The sequence below is a fragment of the Streptomyces sp. NBC_01261 genome, assembly GCF_036226385.1.
In the GTDB taxonomy this organism is placed as follows: Bacteria; Actinomycetota; Actinomycetes; order Streptomycetales; family Streptomycetaceae; genus Streptomyces.
The window spans coordinates 7,104,202-7,124,602 of record NZ_CP108463.1 but is presented as its reverse complement, the minus strand read 5'-3'; the positions used below and the strand labels follow the sequence as shown (position 1 = coordinate 7,124,602).

The window sequence follows — 20,401 nt, the reverse complement described above, 5'->3', positions numbered from 1 at the left end:
CGGCCCTGCAATAGAATGGGAAACACGAGATAGCGCTCGCGTTTCGCCGGAACACCAGAATGCGAGCGACCGCTCGCGTTTGTCAACGCCGTTCGGAGAGCTGGGGATAACTCGTGTCCGTGGACCAGGAGAAGGCCGGCCCCCGCCGCCAGGCCCGCGGCGAGCGCCGCATCGCCCAGCTGCTGGAGGCCGCCGCGTCCGTCTTCTGCACGACGGGCTACACCGCGTCCAGCACCAACGCCATCGCCCGCGAGGCCGGTGTCTCACCGGGCACGCTGTACCAGTTCTTCCCGAACAAGGAAGCGATCGCGATCGAGCTGGGCGACCGGCTGATGCACGAGATGCGGGACATGTACGACGAGGCGCTCGCCCCGATCGACCCGGCGACCCCACTGGAGGAAGCGGTCGGCCGGGTGGTCGACCGCTTCACCGCCTTCAACTGCCGGCACCCGGTGTTCTTCGCCCTGATGCACGGCCCCGACATCCCCGGCCGGCTCGCCGAGGACCACGACGCGCTGCACGCGAACCTGCTCGCCGGGATAGAGGCGGTGATCGCGGCGTTCCTGCCCGACGCTCCAGCCGCCGACGTCACCCGCACCGCCCGCATGTGCCTGGGCCTCTACAAGGCCGGCCTCGAACTGGTCCTCTCGCACGAGGGCGCCGAGCGCGAGGCCTACACCCTGGAGCTGAAGAAGGTCCTGATCCGCTACCTGGCACCGGTGGTCGCCGAGAACCGGGCCGAGTGCCGGACCGGGAACGGCGCCGAGAACGGGACCCCGGGGGACATCACCACGACCCGGACCCCCTGACGGCTCCCTCCGCATCCGGGACGGCTCCCTCCGTTCCGGAGAGGGTGTCGATCACCTGCCCGTCGCCCGCCCAGCCGAGTAGGTCGGTACCGGCGAGGTTGCCCGGCAGGATCTCGGAGATGACCGGCGGGACCGGGAGTCGGCGGCCGATCGTGTGGGCCGGCCGGGGTGCCGGTACGGCGATGGCCGCGATCAGGACGGGCGTCCCGGACTGCGGCATGAGCCGTATCTACCATAAAGTGCCGGTAAATCTGCCCTGTAGGAGTACGAGGGGATTTGCCGTGACCTACTCTCCGCCGCCCGGTGCGCCCCGGGCCCGTATCCCCGGGCCGCAGCAGCCGCCGCCGACGTACCCCCAGATCCGCACCGGCCGCTGGAAGCACTGCCTGGGCGGCGGGCTCGCGCTGTGGGTGCTGACCGCGCTGGTCACGTACGCGACGAAGAACACCACCCTGCTGCCGACGCTGATCCTGCTCGGCAGCTTCCTGGTGCCGGTGACCTTCGTCCTGTGGGCGTACGAACGGCACGGGCGCGACCTGGGCGTCAGCGTGATCCTGGGCTGCTTCCTGACCGGCGGCACGCTCGGGGTGCTGGGCGCCTCGGTGATGGAGTACTACCTGCTGCACCCCTCCTTGTGGATGTTCGTCGGCGTCGGCCTCATCGAGGAGGTCGTGAAGCTGGGGGCGCTGATGTTCGTGCTGCGCCGGCAGCCCCGGCTGCACGGGATGCGCGCCGGGCTCGTGCTCGGCGCGACGGTCGGCTTCGGTTTCGCGGCCCTGGAGAGCGCCGGGTACGCCTTCAACGCGGCCGTCTCCACCAAGGGCATCGATCTGCGGGCGCTCCTGGAGACCGAGATCCTGCGCGGGGTCCTCGCACCCTTCGGGCACGGCCTGTGGACGGCGATCGCGGGTGGCGTCCTGCTCACGTACCGGCAGCTGAACGGGCGGTTCCGGTTCACCGCCCCGGTCGTCGGCACGTGTCTCGGCGTCTCCTTGCTGCACGCCCTGTGGGACTCGACGCACGGCATCGCCATCTGGCTGGTGGCCCGGCTGTCGGGCGCGGGCCTGGACAAGCAGTTGTTCGCCCAGGGGTACATCACGGGGCCGACCGACCAGCAGGAGCACCTGTTCACGACGTTCTCGGTGGGCGGGACGGTGCTCGTGGCCCTGCTCGGCATCGCCTGGGTGCGGTCGCTGGCCCGGCGCGATCCCTCTTGGAGAAATACCCCCTAGGGGTATAGTGTGGAACACAGAGTGAGCCACCGTGGGCCACTCCGACCCCATCTGCCTCCACACGCCTCCACGAGGAGAACGACATGACCGCCCAGACCGACACCCAGGGTTCCGTCACCACCGTCTACAAGGTGAGCGGGATGAGCTGCGGACACTGCGAGGGCTCCGTCTCCGGCGAGATCTCCGGGCTGCCTGGCGTCACCTCGGTGAAGGCCGTCGCGTCGACCGGCGAGGTCACGGTCGTGTCCGCCGCCCCGCTCACCGACGAGGCGGTCCGCGCGGCCGTGGACGAGGCCGGCTTCGAGCTCGTCGGCCAGGTCTGAAACAGCGGATCGGGCGAAGCCCGCCGCGGTTCGACGGCGCCGCAGACGACCGACGGCACATCGCGGCACTCCCAGGGGAACGCCCCCGCACGACACTTCCGTTTTTCGACCGGGCCGTGCCGACCAGCTGATACTGGCTCCGCGCGGTCCGGTCCGATGTCTGGAGTCCGGACATGACCAGCACCACCACAGCGACACCCACCACCATCGCGGAGACACCCATAGCCGCGGCCCCCGAGTCCGCCGCCGAGGTCGAGCTGCTCATCGGCGGGATGACCTGCGCCTCCTGCGCGGCCCGCGTCGAGAAGAAGCTCAACCGCATGGACGGCGTCAGCGCCACCGTGAACTACGCGACCGAGAAGGCGAAGGTCAGCTACCCGGCGGGCATCCAGGTCGCCGACCTCATCGCGACCGTGGTGAAGACCGGGTACACCGCCGAGGAACCCGCGCCGCCGGAGCCCGAGGCGAAAACCCCCGAGGACCCCCCGGATCCCGAACTCGCCTCCCTGCGCGAGCGGTTGACCGTCTCCGCCCTCCTCGCCACGCCCGTCGTGCTGCTCTCGATGATCCCGGCCCTCCAGTTCGACAACTGGCAGTGGCTCGCGCTCACCCTCGCCGCGCCCGTCGTCGTCTGGGGCGGACTCCCGTTCCACAGGGCCGCGTTCACCAACGCGCGGCACGGCGCGGCCACCATGGACACCCTGGTCTCGGTCGGCACGCTGGCCGCGTTCGGCTGGTCGCTGTGGGCGCTGTTCTGGGGCGACGCGGGCATGGCCGGCATGCACGACGAGTTCCGCCTCACCGTCTCGCGTACGGACGGCGCCTCGACGATCTACCTCGAAGTGGCCGCCGGAGTCGTCGCGTTGATCCTGCTGGGCCGCTATCTGGAGGCCCGCTCGAAGCGCCGTGCGGGCGCGGCCCTGCGCGCGCTCATGCAACTGGGCGCCAAGGACGTGGCCGTACTGCGGGACGGCCGTGAAGTACGGCTGCCGGTGGCCGAGTTGGCGGTCGGCGACCGTTTCGTCGTACGGCCCGGGGAGAAGATCGCGACCGACGGCACCGTCGTCGAGGGCGCCTCGGCGGTCGACGCGTCGATGCTGACCGGCGAGTCGGTGCCGGTGGACGTGGCACCGGGCGACAGGGTCACCGGCGCGACCGTGAACGCCGGCGGGCGACTCGTCGTAGAAGCGAGCCGTGTCGGGTCGGACACCCAACTCGCGCGGATGGCGCGGCTGGTGGAGGACGCGCAGAACGGCAAGGCCGAGGTGCAGCGGCTCGCCGACCGGATCTCCGGGGTCTTCGTGCCGGTGGTGCTGCTGATCGCGGTCGGCACGTTCGGGGTGTGGCTCGGAGTCACGGGCGATGTGGCCGCCGCGTTCACCGCGGCCGTCGCCGTGCTGATCATCGCCTGCCCGTGCGCGCTGGGCCTGGCCACCCCGACCGCCCTCATGGTCGGCACCGGCCGCGGCGCCCAGCTCGGCATCCTGATCAAGGGCCCCGAGGTCCTGGAGTCCACCCGCCGCGTCGACACGGTCGTACTCGACAAGACCGGCACGATCACCACCGGCCGCATGACCCTCCAGGAGGTCTACGTCGCCGACGGCACCGACGAGCGGGAGCTGCTGCGGCTCGCGGGCGCCCTGGAGCACGCCTCCGAGCACCCCGTCGCGCGGGCCGTCGCGGCGGGCGCGGAGGAGCGGGTCGGACCGCTGCCGTCGGCCGAGCACTTCGAGAACGTGCCCGGCCGTGGCGTCCGCGGCCGCGTGGAGGGCCGTGAGGTGGCCGTGGGGCGCCTCTACGGCGATCTCCCGGAGGAGTTGGCCCGCGCCAGGTCCGAGGCCGAGAGCGGCGGACGTACGGCCGTGGTGGTCGGCTGGGACGGAGCCGCGCGCGGAGTCGTCGCGGTCGCCGACACGGTCAAGGAGACCAGTGCCGAGGCCGTACGGCAGCTCCGGGCCCTCGGACTCACCCCGGTGCTGCTGACCGGCGACAACCGCGCGGTGGCCGATTCCGTGGCCGCCGCCGTCGGGATCGCCCCCGGGGACGTCATCGCCGAGGTGCTGCCCGAGGACAAGGTCGCTGTCGTACGACGGCTGCAGGGCGAGGGGCGGAGCGTCGCCATGGTCGGCGACGGCGTGAACGACGCCGCCGCGCTCGCCACCGCCGATCTCGGGCTCGCGATGGGCACCGGGACGGACGCGGCGATCGAGGCGAGCGATCTGACGCTGGTGCGCGGGGACCTGCGGGTGGCCGCGGACGCGATCCGGCTGTCCCGGCGGACGCTGAGCACCATCAAGGGCAATCTCGTATGGGCTTTTGGATACAACGTGGCAGCGCTCCCACTGGCCGCCGCGGGGATGCTGAATCCCATGATCGCAGGAGCCGCGATGGCCTTCTCGTCGGTGTTCGTGGTCTCCAACAGCCTGCGACTTCGGACATTTCGCTGAAGTTCCGCAAAGTTACCGGGAGTTACGGGAACTCGAAGTAAGAGTCCCCCTAGAGACGGAGGACGGCCTCACATAAGCTCTTCACAAGGCTCGCGCATCATCCTTACGCTGGGGTCCCGACCACGACATCGGGGCTCTTGCGCACCTAACGGACAAATGCAAGAGACGCAGATCACAGTGGTGTGAACGTAACCATCGAAGGGGTTCGAAGGTCTAAGTTGACGATGTCAGCAAGCGTCTTGGGGGGCGCGAACTGGCATCTGAGGATGTCTTGGGGGACTTCCTCAGAGATGCGTTGCCGGGACACGTACACCGGGGAGCTTTGAGCGGCCCTCCCGTCGTGCGATGTCCCGGCAGATCGCACACATCACTGGCTCCACCCAGTAGTACGAGGAGTTCCGCTCGTTCTACTCAACGAGGCTCAGCTTCATCGAGCTTCGGCAGTACGCAGTACAGCGATTCAGGCGCTGGTTCTCTAAGACGCCCGGCCGGATCCCGTGGGGGGAATCCGCACCGGGACATGGGAAGGCGCCCTGTACGCCGGCCCGTGGGGGGACCGTCGGCAGGGCGCCTTCTTCCCACCCCTTTTTTAAGGCTCGGTTCGCCTCCGGGGCGCCAAAGTCGGTGTCGAGAGCGCGATCGTGCTCGACCCTGCGGGCCTCCGCGCGTTCGCGCTCTCGACACCGACGCGCCCCTTCGGCTCACTCGCCGACGTGGGGCGCGGGGAACTGCGCGACCAGCCCCCACCGGGCCCGCGGTGAACTAACCACGCGGACCCAGCGGAGCGATCAGCGACCCTCGACCGGGATGAAGTCCCGCTCGACGACACCCGTGTAGATCTGGCGCGGGCGCCCGATACGAGAACCCGGCTCCTTGATCATCTCGTGCCACTGGGCGATCCAGCCCGGCAGGCGGCCCAGGGCGAACAGGACCGTGAACATCTCGGTCGGGAAGCCCATGGCCCGGTAGATCAGGCCGGTGTAGAAGTCGACGTTCGGGTAGAGGTTGCGCGAGACGAAGTAGTCGTCCGACAGCGCGTGCTCTTCGAGCTTCAGCGCGATGTCCAGCAGCTCGTCGGACTTGCCGAGGGCCGAGAGGACGTCGTGCGCCGCCGCCTTGATGATCTTCGCGCGCGGGTCGAAGGACTTGTACACCCGGTGGCCGAAGCCCATCAGGCGGACGCCGTCCTCCTTGTTCTTCACCTTGCGGATGAAGGAGTCGACATCGCCGCCGTTCGCCTGGATGCCTTCCAGCATCTCCAGGACGGACTGGTTGGCGCCGCCGTGCAGCGGGCCCCACAGCGCGTTGATGCCGGCCGAGATCGACGCGAACATGTTCGCCTGGGACGAGCCGACGAGGCGGACCGTGGACGTGGAGCAGTTCTGCTCGTGGTCCGCGTGCAGGATCAGCAGCTTGTCGAGCGCGGAGACGACGACCGGGTCGAGGTCGTAATCCTGGGCGGGGACCGAGAAGGTCATGCGCAGGAAGTTCTCGACGTAGCCGAGGTCGTTGCGCGGGTAGACGAACGGGTGGCCGATCGACTTCTTGTACGCGTACGCCGCGATCGTCGGGAGCTTGGCGAGCAGCCGGATCGTGGAGAGGTTGCGCTGCTTCTCGTCGAACGGGTTGTGGCTGTCCTGGTAGAAGGTGGACAGCGCCGAGACGACCGACGACAGCATCGCCATCGGGTGGGCGTCGCGCGGGAAGCCCTTGTAGAAGTTCTTGACGTCCTCGTGCAGCAGGGTGTGCTGCGTGATGTCGTTCTTGAACACGGTGAGCTCGTCGACGGTCGGCAGCTCGCCGTTGATGAGCAGGTAGGCGACCTCCACGAAGGTGGAGCGCTCGGCCAGCTGCTCGATCGGGTAGCCGCGGTACCGGAGGATGCCCTGCTCACCGTCGAGGTAGGTGATGGCGGATTTATAGGCGGCGGTGTTCCCGTAACCGCTGTCCAGCGTCACCAGACCGGTCTGGGCGCGGAGCTTCCCGATGTCGAAGCCCTTGTCGCCGACGGTGCTGTCGATCACCGGGTAGGTGTACTCGCCGTCGCCGTACCGCAGTACTACAGAGTTGTCGCTCACGTCATCCCTCACCGACGTTGTGCCTCTTCTTCGAGGTTGCCCTGACTGTCTCTACCATCCCCCATTTGGCGCAGGAGAGTGCACTCGGGGTCGACCATTGGGCCTATTGGCGGCACTCAGTGCCGCCAACCTGCTCATCCTGCCCCCTCCACCCCGCTATCAGGAAGTGCTGTGTGACCTTCCTGACTCATTTGATCGATCATTTTTCATGCTCAGTCTGAAGTCCAGTGCCGTGCAGCGCCGTCCCGCCGACACCGTACGCACGGCCTGTCCGATCGCCTTGCGCGATCCGACCAGCACAACCAGCTGTTTGGCCCGGGTGACGGCCGTATACAAAAGGTTCCGCTGAAGCATCATCCACGCGCCCGTGGTGACCGGGATCACGACGGCCGGGTACTCGCTGCCCTGGGAGCGGTGGATGGTCACCGCGTAGGCGTGCGCCAGTTCGTCGAGTTCGTCGAATTCGTACGGAACCTCCTCGTCCTCGTCCGTCAGCACCGTGAGGCGCTGGTCCACCGGGTCGAGTGAGGTGACGACGCCCACCGTGCCGTTGAAGACGCCGTTCTCGCCCTTGTCGTAGTTGTTGCGGATCTGGGTGACCTTGTCGCCGACGCGGAAGACCCGGCCGCCGAACCGCTTCTCGGGGACGTCGGGGCGGCCGGGCGTGATCGCCTGTTGCAGCAGTCCGTTGAGGTTGCCCGCGCCCGCCGGTCCCCGGTGCATGGGCGCGAGCACCTGCACGTCCCGGCGCGGGTCGAGCCCGAACTTGGCCGGAATCCGCCGCGCCGCCACGTCCACGGTGAGCCGGCCGGTCTCCTCCGTGTCGTCCTCGACGAAGAGGAAGAAGTCCTTCATCCCGTCGGTGACCGGCTGCTGCCCGGAGTTGATCCGGTGCGCGTTGGTGATCACGCCGGACTGCTGGGCCTGGCGGAACACGCGCGTGAGGCGTACGGCGGGGATCGGACCGCCGTCGGCCAGCAGGTCGCGCAGCACCTCGCCGGCGCCGACGCTGGGGAGTTGGTCCACGTCTCCGACGAAGAGGATGTGTGCCCCCGGGGGCACGGCCTTGAGCAGCTTGTTGGCAAGGAGGAGGTCGAGCATGGAGGCCTCGTCCACGACCACCAGGTCCGCGTCCAGGGGGCGGTCCTTGTCGTACGCCGCGTCGCCGCCGGGCTTGAGTTCGAGGAGGCGGTGGACAGTTGAGGCCTCGGCGCCGGTCAGTTCGGCGAGGCGTTTGGCGGCGCGGCCGGTGGGGGCGGCGAGGACGACCTTGGCCTTCTTGGCGCGGGCCAACTCGACGATCGAGCGGACCGTGAAGGACTTTCCGCAGCCGGGACCACCGGTGAGGACGGCGACCTTCTTCGTCAACGCGAGCCGGACGGCGGCCTCTTGCTCGGGGGCCAGCTCCACGCCGGTACGCCCCTTCAGCCATCCCAGCGCCTTGTCCCAGGCCACGTCGTGGAAGCCGGGCATACGGTCCGCGGTCGTGTTCAGCAGGCGGCGGAGCTGGGCGGCGAGGGAGAGCTCGGCACGGTGGAAGGGGACCAGGTAGACCGCGGTGACGGGTTCCGAGTCGCCGTCGGGGCCGGGGACTTTCTCTCGTACGACACCGGGGTCGCCGGACTCCTCGTCCGGGAGGGCGAGTTCGGCGAGGCACTCGATGACGAGGCCGGTGTCGACCTGGAGGAGCTTCACCGCGTCGGCGATGAGCCGCTCTTCGGGGAGGTAGCAGTTGCCCTGGTCGGTGGCCTGCGAAAGGGCGTACTGGAGGCCCGCCTTGACGCGCTCCGGGCTGTCGTGCGGGATGCCGACGGACTGGGCGATCTTGTCGGCGGTGAGGAAACCGATGCCCCAGACGTCGGAGGCGAGGCGGTACGGCTGGTTCTTGACGACGGAGATCGACGCGTCGCCGTACTTCTTGTAGATGCGCACCGCGATCGACGTGGACACCTCGACGGTCTGGAGGAAGAGCATGACCTCCTTGATCGCCTTCTGCTCCTCCCAGGCCTCGGCGATCTTCTTGGTGCGTTTGGGGCCGAGCCCGGGAACCTCGATGAGGCGCTTGGGCTCGTCCTCGATGATCTGGAGCGTGTCCAGGCCGAAGTGCTGGGTGATGCGGTCGGCGAAGACGGGGCCGATGCCCTTGACGAGGCCTGAGCCGAGGTAGCGCCGGATGCCTTGGATCGTGGCGGGGAGCAGTGTTGTGTAGTTCTCCACGGTGAACTGCTTGCCGTATTGGGGGTGCGAGCCCCAACGGCCCTCCATGCGCAGGGATTCACCGGCCTGTGCGCCGAGCAGCGCGCCTACGACGGTGAGGAGATCGCCGCCGCCCCGGCCGGTGTCGACGCGGGCGACCGTGTAGCCGTTCTCCTCGTTGGCGTAGGTGATGCGTTCCAGGACGCCTTCGAGGACGGCGAGGTGTCGCTCGCCTGTGGAGTTCCCCGGTTTCGCCGCCTGGTTGGACATGGGTCGACGGTACCGGGCGGGTGTGACAGGGGGGTGGGGAAGGTGAGGGTGGCCCTGGACGGGGTTTTCGTGTCGCGGACGGCTACGTGGGTGAGGGTGCTCGCGATCTCTACGCAGCTGTTGCCGTCACCCTCGCCGGAATAGGACGACTTCCGCCAGTTGTCCATGCGTTGCCTCACAGCTCTTTCTCCAGCTTGTGGATGAATTCGCGTGACCGCTCGGGTTCGACGAACCGGAGTTGACGCATGCCCGAAAACCCGCCCGTGCCCTGAGAGTCTGATCCGGCTGGTCGCCAACGCCGTACTGCACGCGGAGGGGCCCGCCGCCCTGCGCGTGGGCTGGACGGCGGGGGTGCTGCGGCTCGGGGCCTGGGACGCGGAGGACGGGCGCGGTCTCGCACTCGTGCGGGCCTGTGCCGACCAGTGGGGCCGGCAGCCGTTGTCCCGGAACGGCAGGCGGGGGAAGCTCGTGTGGTGCGAGCTCGGCGCTGCTTGAGGTGGCCGCAGGGGTCTTCGAGCCCGGGCGATGCGACCCCGGCCCTCCCAGCGGGAACCTTCTCGTGAAAATGTGACACTCAAGGGCGAAGTGTCACATTTCCCAAGCCACACCCCCTCCTGGCGCCGAGGATCCTCGTCCATCTCCCCCGGAACACCCACCCCGCGAGCAAGCGCGCCGGCGTTCATCACAATTCGGTCACACCCCCTTGTTAACTCGCATGTAATCGATTCCAATCCCTCATGTAATCGATTCCACGAGGAGGTGGAACGGCGATGGCGAGCATCAAGGACGTCGCCGCCGAGGCCGGGGTCTCCGTGGCCACGGTGTCGCGGGTGCTGAACGACCATCCGTCGGTCAGTGACGACGCGCGTACCCGCGTGCTGGCCGCCGTAGCGGCGCTGGGTTATCGCCCGAACGCCGTCGCCCGTTCGCTGCGTACCGATCAGACCCGCACCCTCGGGCTGGTCATCAGCGACGTGCTCAACCCGTACTTCACCGAGCTGGCCCGCTCCGTCGAGGAGGAGGCCCGCGCGCTCGGGTACAGCGTGATCATCGGTAACGCCGACGAGCGGCCGGAGCTGCAGGACCACCACGTGCGGACGCTGCTGGACCGTCGTATCGACGGACTGCTCGTGTCGCCGACCGACGGTGGCTCCCCCGGGATGCTGGACGCCGCCCGCGCGGGGACCCCGATGGTGTTCGTGGACCGGTGGATCCCGGGCCTGGACGTGCCCGTCGTGCGGGCCGACGGGCGGGCCGCGATCCGGGATCTCGTCGCGCATCTGCACGGGCTCGGGCATCGCAGGCTCGCCATCATCGCCGGCCCCGCTGCCACCACGACCGGCAGTGAGCGCGTCGCCGCCTTCCGGGACGCGCTCGGTGAGTACGGGATTCCGCTCCCCGACGTCTACATCGGGCAGGGCGACTTCCAGGTCGAGAGCGGGCGGCGGGTGACTGAAGGGTTTCTCGATCTGGCCGAGCCGCCGGAGGTCGTGTTCGCGGCCGACAACCTGATGGCCCTGGGTGCGCTGGACGCCGTACGCGCGCGTGGGTTGCGGGTTCCGGAGGATCTCGCGCTGGCCGCGTTCGACGACATCCGGTGGTTCGTGCACACCGATCCGCCGATCACCGCGATCGCCCAGCCGACGGGTGACCTCGGGCGGGCCGCCGTGCGTGCGCTCGTCGACCGGATCGAGGGGCGGGCGCCGCAGTCCGTCACCCTTCCCGCGCGGCTCGTCGTGCGCCGCTCGTGCGGTGAGCCGGACTCCGCGCAACCCCCTGTTGGAACTGCCCCAGTTCAACCCGTTCGAAGGAGCCAGTCGTGAGCAACCAGGACGAGTTGCTGCGCATCGAGGGCATCCGCAAGACCTTCCCCGGTGTCGTCGCGCTGGACGGCGTCGACTTCGATCTGCGTCGGGGTGAGGTCCATGTGCTGCTCGGTGAGAACGGTGCGGGCAAGAGCACCCTCATCAAGATGCTCTCCGGCGCCTATCGCCCCGACGGAGGCCGCGTTCTGGCCGCCGGCGAGGAGGTGCGCATCCACAGTGCGCAGGACTCCGCGCGGCTCGGGATCGCCACCATCTACCAGGAGTTCAACCTCGTTCCCGATCTGACGGTCGCCGAGAACATCTTCCTGGGGCGGCAGCCGCGTCGCCTCGGGATGATCGACCGGAAGCGGATGGAGGCCGACGCCGCCGTTCTGCTGGAGCGGGTGGGTGTGAACGTCTCGCCGCGCGCTCGGGTGCGTGAACTCGGTATCGCGCGGCTCCAGATGGTCGAGATCGCGAAGGCGCTCAGTCTCGACGCGCGCGTGCTGATCATGGACGAACCGACCGCCGTCCTCACCTCCGAAGAGGTCGAGAAGCTGTTCTCCATCGTGCGTCAACTGCGCGCCGACGGGGTCGGGATCGTCTTCATCACCCATCACCTGGAGGAGATCGCCGCCCTCGGGGACCGCGTCACCGTCATCCGGGACGGGAAGAGCGTGGGGCAGGTGCCCGCCACGACACCCGAGGACGAACTCGTACGGCTCATGGTGGGGCGGTCGATCGAGCAGCAGTATCCGCGTGAACGCCCGGACACCGGCGCCGCGTTGCTCTCCGTCGAGGGGCTCACCCGGGACGGGGTCTTCCACGACATCAGCTTCGAGGTGCGGGCCGGTGAGGTCGTCGGCATCGCCGGGCTCGTCGGGGCCGGTCGTACCGAAGTCGTACGGGCTGTCTTCGGGGCCGACCCGTACGACCAGGGAGCTGTCACCGTCTCCGGTGGACTCGTCCCCAGGCATGACGTCAACGCGGCCATGGCCGCCGGGATCGGGCTCGTGCCCGAGGACCGCAAGGGGCAGGGGCTTGTCCTGGACCAGTCGGTCGAGGAGAACCTCGGGCTCGTCACCATGCGGGCCGCCACCAAGGGTGGGCTCGTCGACCTCAGGGGGCAGCGCGAGGCCGCCGCGCGGATCGCCAAGCAGCTCGGCGTGCGGATGGCCGGACTCGGCCAGCAGGTGCGGACGTTGTCCGGTGGCAACCAGCAGAAGGTCGTCATCGGCAAGTGGCTGCTCGCCGACACCAAGGTGCTGATCCTCGACGAGCCGACGCGCGGTATCGACGTCGGCGCCAAGGTCGAGATCTATCAACTCATCAATGAACTCACCGCCGGTGGTGCCGCGGTGCTCATGATCTCCAGTGATCTGCCCGAAGTTCTCGGTATGAGTGACCGGGTGCTCGTGATGGCCCAGGGGCGTATCGCGGGCGAGCTCTCCGCCGAACAGGCCACGCAGGACTCCGTGATGGCACTCGCCGTCAGCACACCAACCCAAGCAACTACCGCTGTGGAGGGCCACCGTGGCCACTGACACGCTCAAGAGCACGCCGGGCGCGAGTGGCGCCTCGGGGATCCGCCGACTGCTTCTGGACAACGGGGCGTTGACCGCGCTCATCGTCCTGGTCATCGCCATGTCGGCGCTGTCCGGCGACTTCCTGACCACCGACAACCTCCTCAACGTCGGTGTCCAGGCGGCCGTGACCGCCATCCTCGCCTTCGGCGTCACCTTCGTGATCGTCTCGGCGGGCATCGACCTGTCGGTCGGTTCGGTGGCGGCCCTGTCGGCCACCGTGCTGGCCTGGAGCGCCACGCAGCACGGCGTCCCGGTCTTCCTCGCCGTCGTCCTCGCGATCGCCACGGGTATCGCGGCCGGTCTCGTCAACGGTTTCCTCATCGCCTACGGCAAACTGCCGCCGTTCATCGCGACGTTGGCGATGCTGTCGGTGGCGCGTGGTCTGTCGCTGGTGATCTCGCAGGGTTCCCCGATCGCCTTCCCGGACTCGGTCTCGCACCTCGGTGACACGCTCGGCGGCTGGTTGCCGGTGCCGGTCCTGGTGATGATCGTGATGGGGCTGATCGCGGCCTTCATCCTCGGGCGGACCTACATCGGCCGCTCGATGTACGCGATCGGCGGCAACGAAGAGGCCGCGCGCCTCTCAGGGTTGCGCGTCTCCAGGCAGAAGCTAGCGATCTACGCCCTGTCCGGTGTCTTCGCCGCCGCCGCGGGCATCGTCCTCGCCTCCCGGCTCTCCTCCGCGCAGCCGCAGGCCGCCGACGGTTACGAGCTGGACGCGATCGCCGCGGTCGTCATCGGCGGCGCCTCCCTCGCGGGCGGCACCGGCAAGGCCTCCGGCACGCTCATCGGCGCGCTGATCCTCGCGGTGCTGCGCAACGGCCTCAACCTCCTTTCCGTGTCGGCCTTTTGGCAGCAGGTCGTCATCGGTGTCGTGATCGCGCTGGCGGTCCTGCTCGACACAGTGCGCCGCAAGGCGGGGGCGACTCCCGCCTCCGGTGCGGGCGGTGGCGGTGGCAGCAAGGGCAGGCAGGCGACCACGTACGCGCTCGCGGCCGTCGTCACCATCGCGATCGTCGGTGCCACCTCCTTCCTGCACAACGACTCCTCCACGACGTCGAAGCCCAAGCTCGGTCTGTCCCTCTCCACGCTCAACAACCCGTTCTTCGTGCAGATCCGGTCGGGCGCGCAGGCCGAGGCGAAGAAGCTGGGCCTGGACCTGACCGTCACGGACGCGCAGAACGACGCCTCGCAGCAGGCCAACCAGCTGCAGAACTTCACCAGTTCGAACTACGGCGCGATCATCGTCAACCCGGTGGACTCGGACGCGGCGAGCAACTCCGTGAAGGCCGCCGACAAGGCGAAGATCCCGGTCATCGCCGTCGACCGGGGCGTCAACAAGGCGGCCGTGGACACGCTGGTCGCGTCCGACAACGTCGTGGGCGGTGAACTCGCCGCCAAGACCGTCGCCGAGAAACTCGGCGGCAACGGCAAGATCGTCATCCTCCAGGGCCAGGCGGGCACTTCGGCGGCGCGTGAGCGGGCGGAGGGCTTCGCCAAGGGGCTGAAGGCCTACCCCGGCATCCAGGTCGTCGCCCAGCAGCCGGCCGACTTCGACCGCACCAAGGGCCTCGACGTGATGTCGAACCTGCTCCAGGCACACCCCGACATCCAGGGCGTCATCGCCGCCAACGACGAGATGGCGCTCGGCGCGATCAAGGCGCTCGGCTCCAAGGCCGGCACGTCGGTCTCGGTCGTCGGCTTCGACGGCACGCCGGACGGCCTGACCGCCGTCAAGCAGGGCACGCTGTACGCGTCCGTCGCCCAACAGCCTTCCCAGCTCGGCAAGATCGCCGTGGACAACGCGCTGCGCGCCGCTCAGGGGAAGAAGGTCGAGTCGACGGTCAAGGTGCCGGTCAAGGTCGTCACCAAGGAGAATGTGGCCGGGTTCACCGGCTGACGAGGACCGGGTCCACCACTCCAAGTCACCACTGTGGGGAGTCAATTGATGTACGACTACGACCTCCTGGTCGTGGGATCGGCCAACGCCGACCTCGTGATCGGCGTCGAGCGGCGGCCGGGCGCAGGCGAGACGGTCCTCGGTTCCGACCTGACCGTCCACCCCGGCGGCAAGGGCGCCAACCAGGCGGTCGCCGCCGCCCGGCTGGGAGCCCGTACGGTCCTGCTGGCCCGGGTCGGGGACGACGCGCACGGCCGGCTGCTCCTCGACTCGCAGCGGGCCGCCGGTGTCGACACGGTGGGCGTGTTGGTCGGCGGCGCGCCGACCGGGGTCGCGCTGATCACGGTCGACCCGTCCGGTGACAACAGCATCGTGGTGTCGCCCGGCGCCAACGGAAAGCTGTTCCCCGTGGACGTCCAGGCCGCCGGGTGCCTCTTCCAGGCCGCCCGGGTGGTCTCCGTACAGCTGGAGATCCCGCTGGAGACGGTCGTGGAGGTCGTACGGAGTCTCGCGGACGGCAGCCGTTTCGTGCTGAACCCGTCGCCGCCCCGGCCGCTCCCGGCCGAAGTCCTGGCCGCCTGCGACCCGTTGATCGTCAACGAGCACGAGGCGAAGGTGATCCTCGGGGACGCGTGTGTGAGCGAGCGGCCCGAGGACTGGGCGCGGATCCTACTGGCGAAGGGGCCGCGTTCGGTGGTCGTGACGCTGGGCGCGGAGGGTGCGTTGGTGGCCTCGCGGGAGGGGGTCACCCGGGTGCCGTCCGTGAAGGTGGACGCCGTGGACACGACGGGCGCGGGCGACGCGTTCACCGCGGCGCTGGCGTGGAAGCTGGGTGCAGGGTTGTCGCTGGCCGAGGCGGCGGAGTACGCGGCCCGGGTCGGGGCGGTCGCCGTGACCCGTAAGGGTGCGCAGGACTCCTTCCCCACGGCGGACGAGGTCGCCGCGCTGTGAAGAAGGCAGGGATTCTCAACCGTCATCTCTCCGGCGCGCTCGCCGAGTTGGGGCACGGGGACGGGGTGCTGGTGTGCGACGCGGGGATGCCGATCCCCAAGGGGCCCCGGGTCGTGGACCTGGCGTTCCGGGCCGGGGTGCCGTCGTTCGCGGAGGTGCTGGACGGGCTGCTGGCCGAGCTGGTCGTGGAGGGTGCGACGGCGGCGACCGAGGTGCGCGGCGCCAATCGCGCGGCCACGGCCCTGCTCGACGCCCGCTTCCCCGACGGCCTGGACCTCGTCTCCCACGAGCGGCTCAAGGAGCTGTCGGCGGACGCGCGGCTGATCGTACGGACGGGCGAGGCGCGGCCGTACGCGAACGTGCTGCTGCGGTGCGGGGTGTTCTTCTAGAAACGTGACACTTGGGGGGTCATGTGTCACATTCTCAAATTCGAGGGGGCCCGGTCCGTCGACCGTGCCCCCTCGGGTTTTCCCCTCCGGCATCAGGACCCCCGCGATCCCCCCAGATCCCCCTCCAAGAGTCCCGATGCCAAGTACGACCCGCGTGGCGGGGAGAGGGTTGTACGACATCTTGAGAATTCTTCAAGACGGGTTCGAGGTGCCGACAAATAGGGGCGGACGTAGCGTTTCAGGCATGACCGAAGACTCTGCTACGACCTTCCACGACGACATCCTCGACGAGCTGGGCGGCGCCAAGGTCCAGGAGATCGCCGGCCTGCTGGGGACGGACGAGGCGGGCGCCCGGGACGTGGTCGGTACGACCGCGTCGGCCCTGTCCGGTGAGGCGGCGACCGCGGAGACGCCTCGCGAGGCTCCCCTCCAGGGCGTGGCCACGCTGGGCGGTTTCGCGACGGGCGGGCTCATGGCCGGGGTGCTGGCGAAGGCGGCCAGGCCGGTGGCGAACGCGGTGGCCAAGAAGACGGGGCTGCCGCCCGCGACCGTGGCACGGGTCGTCGAGATGCTGATCCCGGCCGTGCTCGCGGTGCTCACGAAGCGGGCGGCGAAGAAGCGATAGGCCGAAGAAGAAGGCAGGCAGGCAGGCAGGCAGGTCGGTACGGCACACTCCTGACCTCCTGCCCCACCCCGGATCGGTGCGGTGCGGTCGGCGTCAGCGGACGGTGACCGAGACCGCCTTGGACACGGCGGCGCCGTCCTTGACCCGCAGGACCTCGACGCCCTTCTTCCGGAACTTGTCGGTCAGCTTGTAGGCGCTGTGGCCGACCTTGGCGGTCACGGGCAGGGACTTCCACGTCGCACCGCTCTTGACCTGGAGCGTCACCTTGCTGCCCTCCTTCAGACCGGCGGTCTTTGGTTGGCCTTGAGGGTGATGCTCGCCGGGGCGGGCGCGGCGTTAGAGAAAGCCCGGAAGACCGCGCTTCCGGGCTTTCTCCCGGCCCTGCGGCGAGCACGATCCTACAGACATGACCTGGGGAGATACGGTTCCGAAAAGATCCGAAAAACCTAAATCGACAGGCTAGTCACAGGAATATCGCCCACTGCACGGACCCCGATCTGCGTTTATGAAAACGAGCTGCGTGAAGGTGACTCTCACATTCCGACTACCGGATCACGTGCTCCACGAAGCATGCCGCCGTCTCCGCCAGCACCTCGCGGCCGTCCCGCGCCCACAACCCGTCGTTGAACAGCTCGACCTCGATGGGACCGGTGTATCCGGCGGCCTCGACGTACGACTTCCACTCCCGCATGTCGATCGCGCCGTCGCCGATCTGCCCACGGCCGTTGAGCACGCCCTCGGGCAACGGCGTGGTCCAGTCGGCGAGTTGGAAGGTGTGGATACGGCCGCCCGCGCCCGCCCGGGCGATCTGCTCGGGTGCCCGGTCGTCCCACCAGATGTGGTAGGTGTCCACCGTGACACCGACCTGCTGGGCGGGAAAGCGCTCGGCGAGGTCGAGGGCCTGGCTGAGGGTCGAGACCACGCAGCGGTCGGAGGCGAACATGGGGTGCAGCGGCTCGATGGCCAGCCGTACACCCCGCTCCTCGGCGTAGGGCCCCAACTCCCCCAGCGCGTCGGCGATCCGCTCCCGCGCGCCGTGCAGGTCCTTGGAACCGGCGGGGAGACCGCCGGACACCAGCACGAGGGTGTCGGTGCCCAGAGTCGCCGCCTCGTCCACGGCACGACGGTTGTCGTCGAGGGCGCGGGCACGCTCGGCCGGGTCGAGCGCCGTGAAGAAGCCGCCCCTGCACAACGTTGTCACCGTGAGCCCCGCGTCGCGGACCAGCTTCGCGGTCTCCTCCAGGCCGTACGACTGGACCGGCTCGCGCCAGAGGCCGACGCCGGGGACGCCCAACTCCAGGCAGGCGTCGACCAGTTCGGGCATCGACAGCTGCTTGACCGTCATCTGGTTGATGGAGAAGCGGGAGAGGTCGGCGGCGCTCACTGGTTCACTCCGTACAGGGACAGCAGGTTCTTCATCCGTTCCTCCGCGAGCTTCGGGTCGGGGAACAGGCCCAGGCCGTCGGCGAGTTCGTAGGCGCGGGCGAAGTGCGGGAGGGAGCGGGCCGATTGGAGGCCGCCGACCATCGTGAAGTGCGCCTGGTGGCCCGCGAGCCAGGCCAGGAACACCACGCCCGTCTTGTAGAAGCGGGTGGGGGTCTGGAAGAGGTGACGGGACAACTCGACTGTCGGGTCGAGGAGTTCACGGAATCCGGCCGCGTTCCCGGTGTCCAGGACGCGGACCGCCTCCGCCGCCAGCGGGCCGAGCGGGTCGAAGATGCCGAGCAGGGCGTGGCTGAAGCCCTGGTCGTCGCCCGCGATCAGCTCGGGGTAGTTGAAGTCGTCGCCGGTGTAGCAGCGCACGCCCTGCGGCAGTCGGCGCCGGATGTCGATCTCCCGCTGAGCCTCCAGGAGCGACACCTTGATGCCGTCGACCTTGTCGGGGTGCGCGGCGATGACGTCGAGGAACGTGTCGGTGGCCGCGTCGAGGTCGGACGAACCCCAGTAACCCTCAAGTGCCGGGTCGAACATGGGGCCCAGCCAGTGCAGGACGACCGGTTCGGACGCCTGGCGGAGCAGGTGGCCGTAGACCTCCAGGTAGTCCTCGGGGCCCTTCGCTACGGCCGCGAGCGCGCGGGACGCCATCAGGATGGCCTGCGCGCCCGACGCCTCGACCAGGGCCAACTGCTCCTCGTACGCGGCCTGTACGTCGGCCAGGGACGCCGGGCCGGTGAGCTGGTCGGTGCCGACGCCGCAGGCGATACGGCCGCCGACAGCCTGCGCCTCGGCGGCACTTCGGCGGATCAGCTCGGCCGCGCCCGCCCAGTCCAGGCCCATGCCGCGCTGGGCGGTGTCCATCGCCTCGGCGACACCGAGCCCGTGCGACCAGAGGTGGCGGCGGAAGGCGAGGGTGGCGTCCCAGTCGACGGCGGCGGCCGAGTCGGGGCTCGTGTCGGCGAACGGGTCGGCGACGACGTGGGCCGCCGAGAACACCGTACGAGAGGTGAAGGGGGTGCCGGAGGTGACGGCGAAGGGTTCCTGGCGGGGCTCGTACGCCCGCAAGGCCCCACCGGAGTCCGGGAGTTGGATGGTCACAGGGTGATCTCCGGTACGTCGAAACGGCGGCCCTCGGCGGACGACTTCAGGCCCAGCTCGGCGAGTTGGACACCGCGGGCGCCGGCCAGGAGGTCCCAGTGGTACGGGGCGTCGGCGTAGACGTGGCGGAGGAACAGCTCCCACTGAGCCTTGAAGCCGTTGTCGAAGTCGGTGTTGTCGGGGACTTCCTGCCACTGGTCGCGGAAGACCTCGGTGGCGGGGAGGTCCGGGTTCCAGACCGGCTTGGGGGTGGAACTGCGGTGCTGTGCACGGCAGTTGCGCAGACCGGCGACGGCCGACCCCTCCGTGCCGTCGACCTGGAACTCGACGAGTTCGTCGCGGTTGACGCGGACGGCCCAGGAGGAGTTGATCTGGGCGATGGCACCGCTGTCGAGTTCGAAGATGCCGTAGGCGGCGTCGTCGGCGGTGGCGTCGTAGGGCTTGCCGTTCTCGTCCCAGCGCTGCGGGATGTGGGTGGTCGCGATGGCCTGGACGGACTTCACGCGGCCGAACAGCTCGTGCAGGACGTACTCCCAGTGCGGGAACATGTCGACGACGATGCCGCCGCCGTCCTCCGAGCGGTAGTTCCACGACGGGCGCTGGGCACTCTGCCAGTCGCCCTCGAAGACCCAGTAGCCGAACTCGCCCCGGATGGACAGGATCCGGCCGAAGAAGCCGCCGTCGATGAGCCGCTTGAGCTTCAGCAGGCCCGGCAGGAACAGCTTGTCCTGGACGACGCCGTGCTTGATGCCGGCGGCGTCGGCGAGGCGGGCCAGTTCGAGGGCACCGTCGAAGTCGGTGGCCGTCGGCTTCTCGGTGTAGATGTGCTTGCCCGCGGCGATCGCCTTCTTGAGCGCCTCCTCGCGGGCCGAGGTGACCTGGGCGTCGAAGTAGATCTCGACGGTCGGGTCGGCGAGGACCGCGTCGACGTCCGTGGAGACGTTCGCCGGGTCCAGCCCGTGCTGCTCGGCAAGCGCCTTCAACGCGTGCTCGCGGCGGCCCACGAGGATCGGTTCCGGCCACAGAACCGTACCGTCACCGAGGTCTAGACCACCCTGCTCGCGCAGTGCGAGGATCGAGCGGACGAGGTGCTGTCGGTAGCCCATGCGCCCGGTCACGCCGTTCATGGCGATACGCACCGTCTTGCGTGTCACGTGTTCCCCTTCGTCCACATGCGTCTCGACGCATGTCTCAGCGCATGTCCCAAGATTGCAGCAAGCGCTTTCTATATATGCAGAAGCTAGCCTTTGCCCAC

18 protein-coding genes and 1 pseudogene are annotated in these 20,401 nt (G+C 69.1%); 11 read left to right on the top strand and 8 right to left on the bottom strand.

The features are described from left to right. Window positions 1-113: 113 nt before the first annotated feature. Window positions 114-809: a TetR/AcrR family transcriptional regulator gene (locus OG226_RS31730; RefSeq protein WP_328683237.1), complete on the top strand. Its 696-nt coding sequence runs from the start codon at window positions 114-116 to the stop codon at window positions 807-809. On the opposite strand, the gene OG226_RS31725 is transcribed toward OG226_RS31730, so the two are convergent. After that, complete coding sequence (locus OG226_RS31725; RefSeq protein WP_328683236.1) at window positions 787-1,029, bottom strand: hypothetical protein; 243 nt, start codon at window positions 1,027-1,029, stop codon at window positions 787-789. The genes OG226_RS31730 and OG226_RS31725 overlap by 23 nt on opposite strands. A 61-nt stretch (window positions 1,030-1,090) precedes the next feature. Between OG226_RS31725 and OG226_RS31720 the strand changes: the two genes are divergently transcribed. From OG226_RS31720 to OG226_RS31710, 3 genes are all read left to right on the top strand, one after another. Next, window positions 1,091-2,041 (top strand): PrsW family intramembrane metalloprotease, encoded by a 951-nt coding sequence (locus tag OG226_RS31720; protein WP_328683235.1) that lies wholly within the window; start codon window positions 1,091-1,093, stop codon window positions 2,039-2,041. A gap of 83 nt (window positions 2,042-2,124) precedes the next feature. Beyond that, complete coding sequence (locus OG226_RS31715) at window positions 2,125-2,364, top strand: heavy-metal-associated domain-containing protein (RefSeq protein ID WP_328683234.1); 240 nt, start codon at window positions 2,125-2,127, stop codon at window positions 2,362-2,364. A gap of 173 nt (window positions 2,365-2,537) precedes the next feature. Further along, entirely contained in the window at window positions 2,538-4,811 is a 2,274-nt protein-coding gene (locus OG226_RS31710) for a heavy metal translocating P-type ATPase (protein ID WP_329350818.1), read from the top strand. A gap of 788 nt (window positions 4,812-5,599) precedes the next feature. Here the strand turns inward: OG226_RS31710 and OG226_RS31705 are convergent. The 3 genes and pseudogenes from OG226_RS31705 to OG226_RS31695 all read right to left on the bottom strand — a co-directional run. Continuing rightward, window positions 5,600-6,889: a citrate synthase gene (locus OG226_RS31705; RefSeq protein WP_328683232.1), complete on the bottom strand. Its 1,290-nt coding sequence runs from the start codon at window positions 6,887-6,889 to the stop codon at window positions 5,600-5,602. A 159-nt stretch (window positions 6,890-7,048) separates the two neighbouring features. After that, entirely contained in the window at window positions 7,049-9,355 is a 2,307-nt protein-coding gene (recD2, locus tag OG226_RS31700; RefSeq protein ID WP_329350816.1) for an SF1B family DNA helicase RecD2, read from the bottom strand. A 29-nt stretch (window positions 9,356-9,384) separates the two neighbouring features. Continuing rightward, window positions 9,385-9,522 (bottom strand): annotated as a pseudogene (locus OG226_RS31695) (DUF397 domain-containing protein); the annotation flags it as partial. Between the two features lie 43 nt (window positions 9,523-9,565). Between OG226_RS31695 and OG226_RS31690 the strand changes: the two are divergent. The 7 genes from OG226_RS31690 to OG226_RS31660 all read left to right on the top strand — a co-directional run bounded on the left by OG226_RS31690 (window position 9,566) and on the right by OG226_RS31660 (window position 16,611). Continuing rightward, window positions 9,566-9,850 carry an ATP-binding protein gene (locus tag OG226_RS31690; RefSeq protein ID WP_329350815.1) on the top strand — a complete coding sequence of 95 codons (285 nt, stop codon included), beginning with the start codon at window positions 9,566-9,568 and terminating at the stop codon, window positions 9,848-9,850. A 275-nt stretch (window positions 9,851-10,125) separates the two neighbouring features. Beyond that, window positions 10,126-11,178, top strand: a complete 1,053-nt coding sequence (locus OG226_RS31685) for a LacI family DNA-binding transcriptional regulator (protein WP_329350814.1) — start codon at window positions 10,126-10,128, stop codon at window positions 11,176-11,178. Further along, window positions 11,175-12,704 (top strand): sugar ABC transporter ATP-binding protein, encoded by a 1,530-nt coding sequence (locus OG226_RS31680; RefSeq protein WP_328683229.1) that lies wholly within the window; start codon window positions 11,175-11,177, stop codon window positions 12,702-12,704. Before OG226_RS31685 ends, OG226_RS31680 begins: the two co-directional genes overlap by 4 nt. Next, window positions 12,694-14,646, top strand: a complete 1,953-nt coding sequence (locus OG226_RS31675) for an ABC transporter permease/substrate-binding protein (RefSeq protein WP_329350813.1) — start codon at window positions 12,694-12,696, stop codon at window positions 14,644-14,646. Before OG226_RS31680 ends, OG226_RS31675 begins: the two co-directional genes overlap by 11 nt. Before the next feature lie 48 nt (window positions 14,647-14,694). After that, a complete protein-coding gene (locus tag OG226_RS31670; RefSeq protein WP_327403943.1) occupies window positions 14,695-15,597 on the top strand; it encodes a ribokinase in 903 nt (300 codons plus the stop codon). Beyond that, entirely contained in the window at window positions 15,594-15,986 is a 393-nt protein-coding gene (gene rbsD / locus OG226_RS31665; protein WP_328683227.1) for a D-ribose pyranase, read from the top strand. Before OG226_RS31670 ends, rbsD begins: the two co-directional genes overlap by 4 nt. A 244-nt stretch (window positions 15,987-16,230) precedes the next feature. After that, on the top strand, window positions 16,231-16,611 hold the full coding sequence (locus OG226_RS31660) for a DUF937 domain-containing protein (protein ID WP_328683226.1): 381 nt from the start codon (window positions 16,231-16,233) through the stop codon (window positions 16,609-16,611). A gap of 93 nt (window positions 16,612-16,704) precedes the next feature. On the opposite strand, the gene OG226_RS31655 is transcribed toward OG226_RS31660, so the two are convergent. From OG226_RS31655 to OG226_RS31640, 4 genes are all read right to left on the bottom strand, one after another. Next, complete coding sequence (locus tag OG226_RS31655; protein WP_328683225.1) at window positions 16,705-16,875, bottom strand: hypothetical protein; 171 nt, start codon at window positions 16,873-16,875, stop codon at window positions 16,705-16,707. Between the two features lie 280 nt (window positions 16,876-17,155). Continuing rightward, on the bottom strand, window positions 17,156-17,956 hold the full coding sequence (locus tag OG226_RS31650) for a sugar phosphate isomerase/epimerase family protein (RefSeq protein WP_328686485.1): 801 nt from the start codon (window positions 17,954-17,956) through the stop codon (window positions 17,156-17,158). Between the two features lie 35 nt (window positions 17,957-17,991). Continuing rightward, window positions 17,992-19,146: a dihydrodipicolinate synthase family protein gene (locus OG226_RS31645; protein ID WP_329350811.1), complete on the bottom strand. Its 1,155-nt coding sequence runs from the start codon at window positions 19,144-19,146 to the stop codon at window positions 17,992-17,994. After that, window positions 19,143-20,300: a Gfo/Idh/MocA family protein gene (locus tag OG226_RS31640; protein ID WP_328683223.1), complete on the bottom strand. Its 1,158-nt coding sequence runs from the start codon at window positions 20,298-20,300 to the stop codon at window positions 19,143-19,145. Before OG226_RS31640 ends, OG226_RS31645 begins: the two co-directional genes overlap by 4 nt. Window positions 20,301-20,401: the final 101 nt, after the last annotated feature.

What these genes read in the sequence shown, in the direction of transcription:
- OG226_RS31725 (WP_328683236.1), bottom strand. Translation starts at nt 1,029, where the DNA reads ATGCCGCAGTCCGGGACGCCCGTCCTGATCGCGGCCATCGCCGTACCG.
- OG226_RS31715 (WP_328683234.1), top strand. Translation starts at nt 2,125, where the DNA reads ATGACCGCCCAGACCGACACCCAGGGTTCCGTCACCACCGTCTACAAG.
- OG226_RS31710 (WP_329350818.1), top strand. Translation starts at nt 2,538, where the DNA reads ATGACCAGCACCACCACAGCGACACCCACCACCATCGCGGAGACACCC.
- recD2 (WP_329350816.1), bottom strand. Translation starts at nt 9,355, where the DNA reads ATGTCCAACCAGGCGGCGAAACCGGGGAACTCCACAGGCGAGCGACAC.
- OG226_RS31685 (WP_329350814.1), top strand. Translation starts at nt 10,126, where the DNA reads ATGGCGAGCATCAAGGACGTCGCCGCCGAGGCCGGGGTCTCCGTGGCC.
- OG226_RS31670 (WP_327403943.1), top strand. Translation starts at nt 14,695, where the DNA reads ATGTACGACTACGACCTCCTGGTCGTGGGATCGGCCAACGCCGACCTC.
- OG226_RS31660 (WP_328683226.1), top strand. Translation starts at nt 16,231, where the DNA reads ATGACCGAAGACTCTGCTACGACCTTCCACGACGACATCCTCGACGAG.
- OG226_RS31650 (WP_328686485.1), bottom strand. Translation starts at nt 17,956, where the DNA reads ATGACGGTCAAGCAGCTGTCGATGCCCGAACTGGTCGACGCCTGCCTG.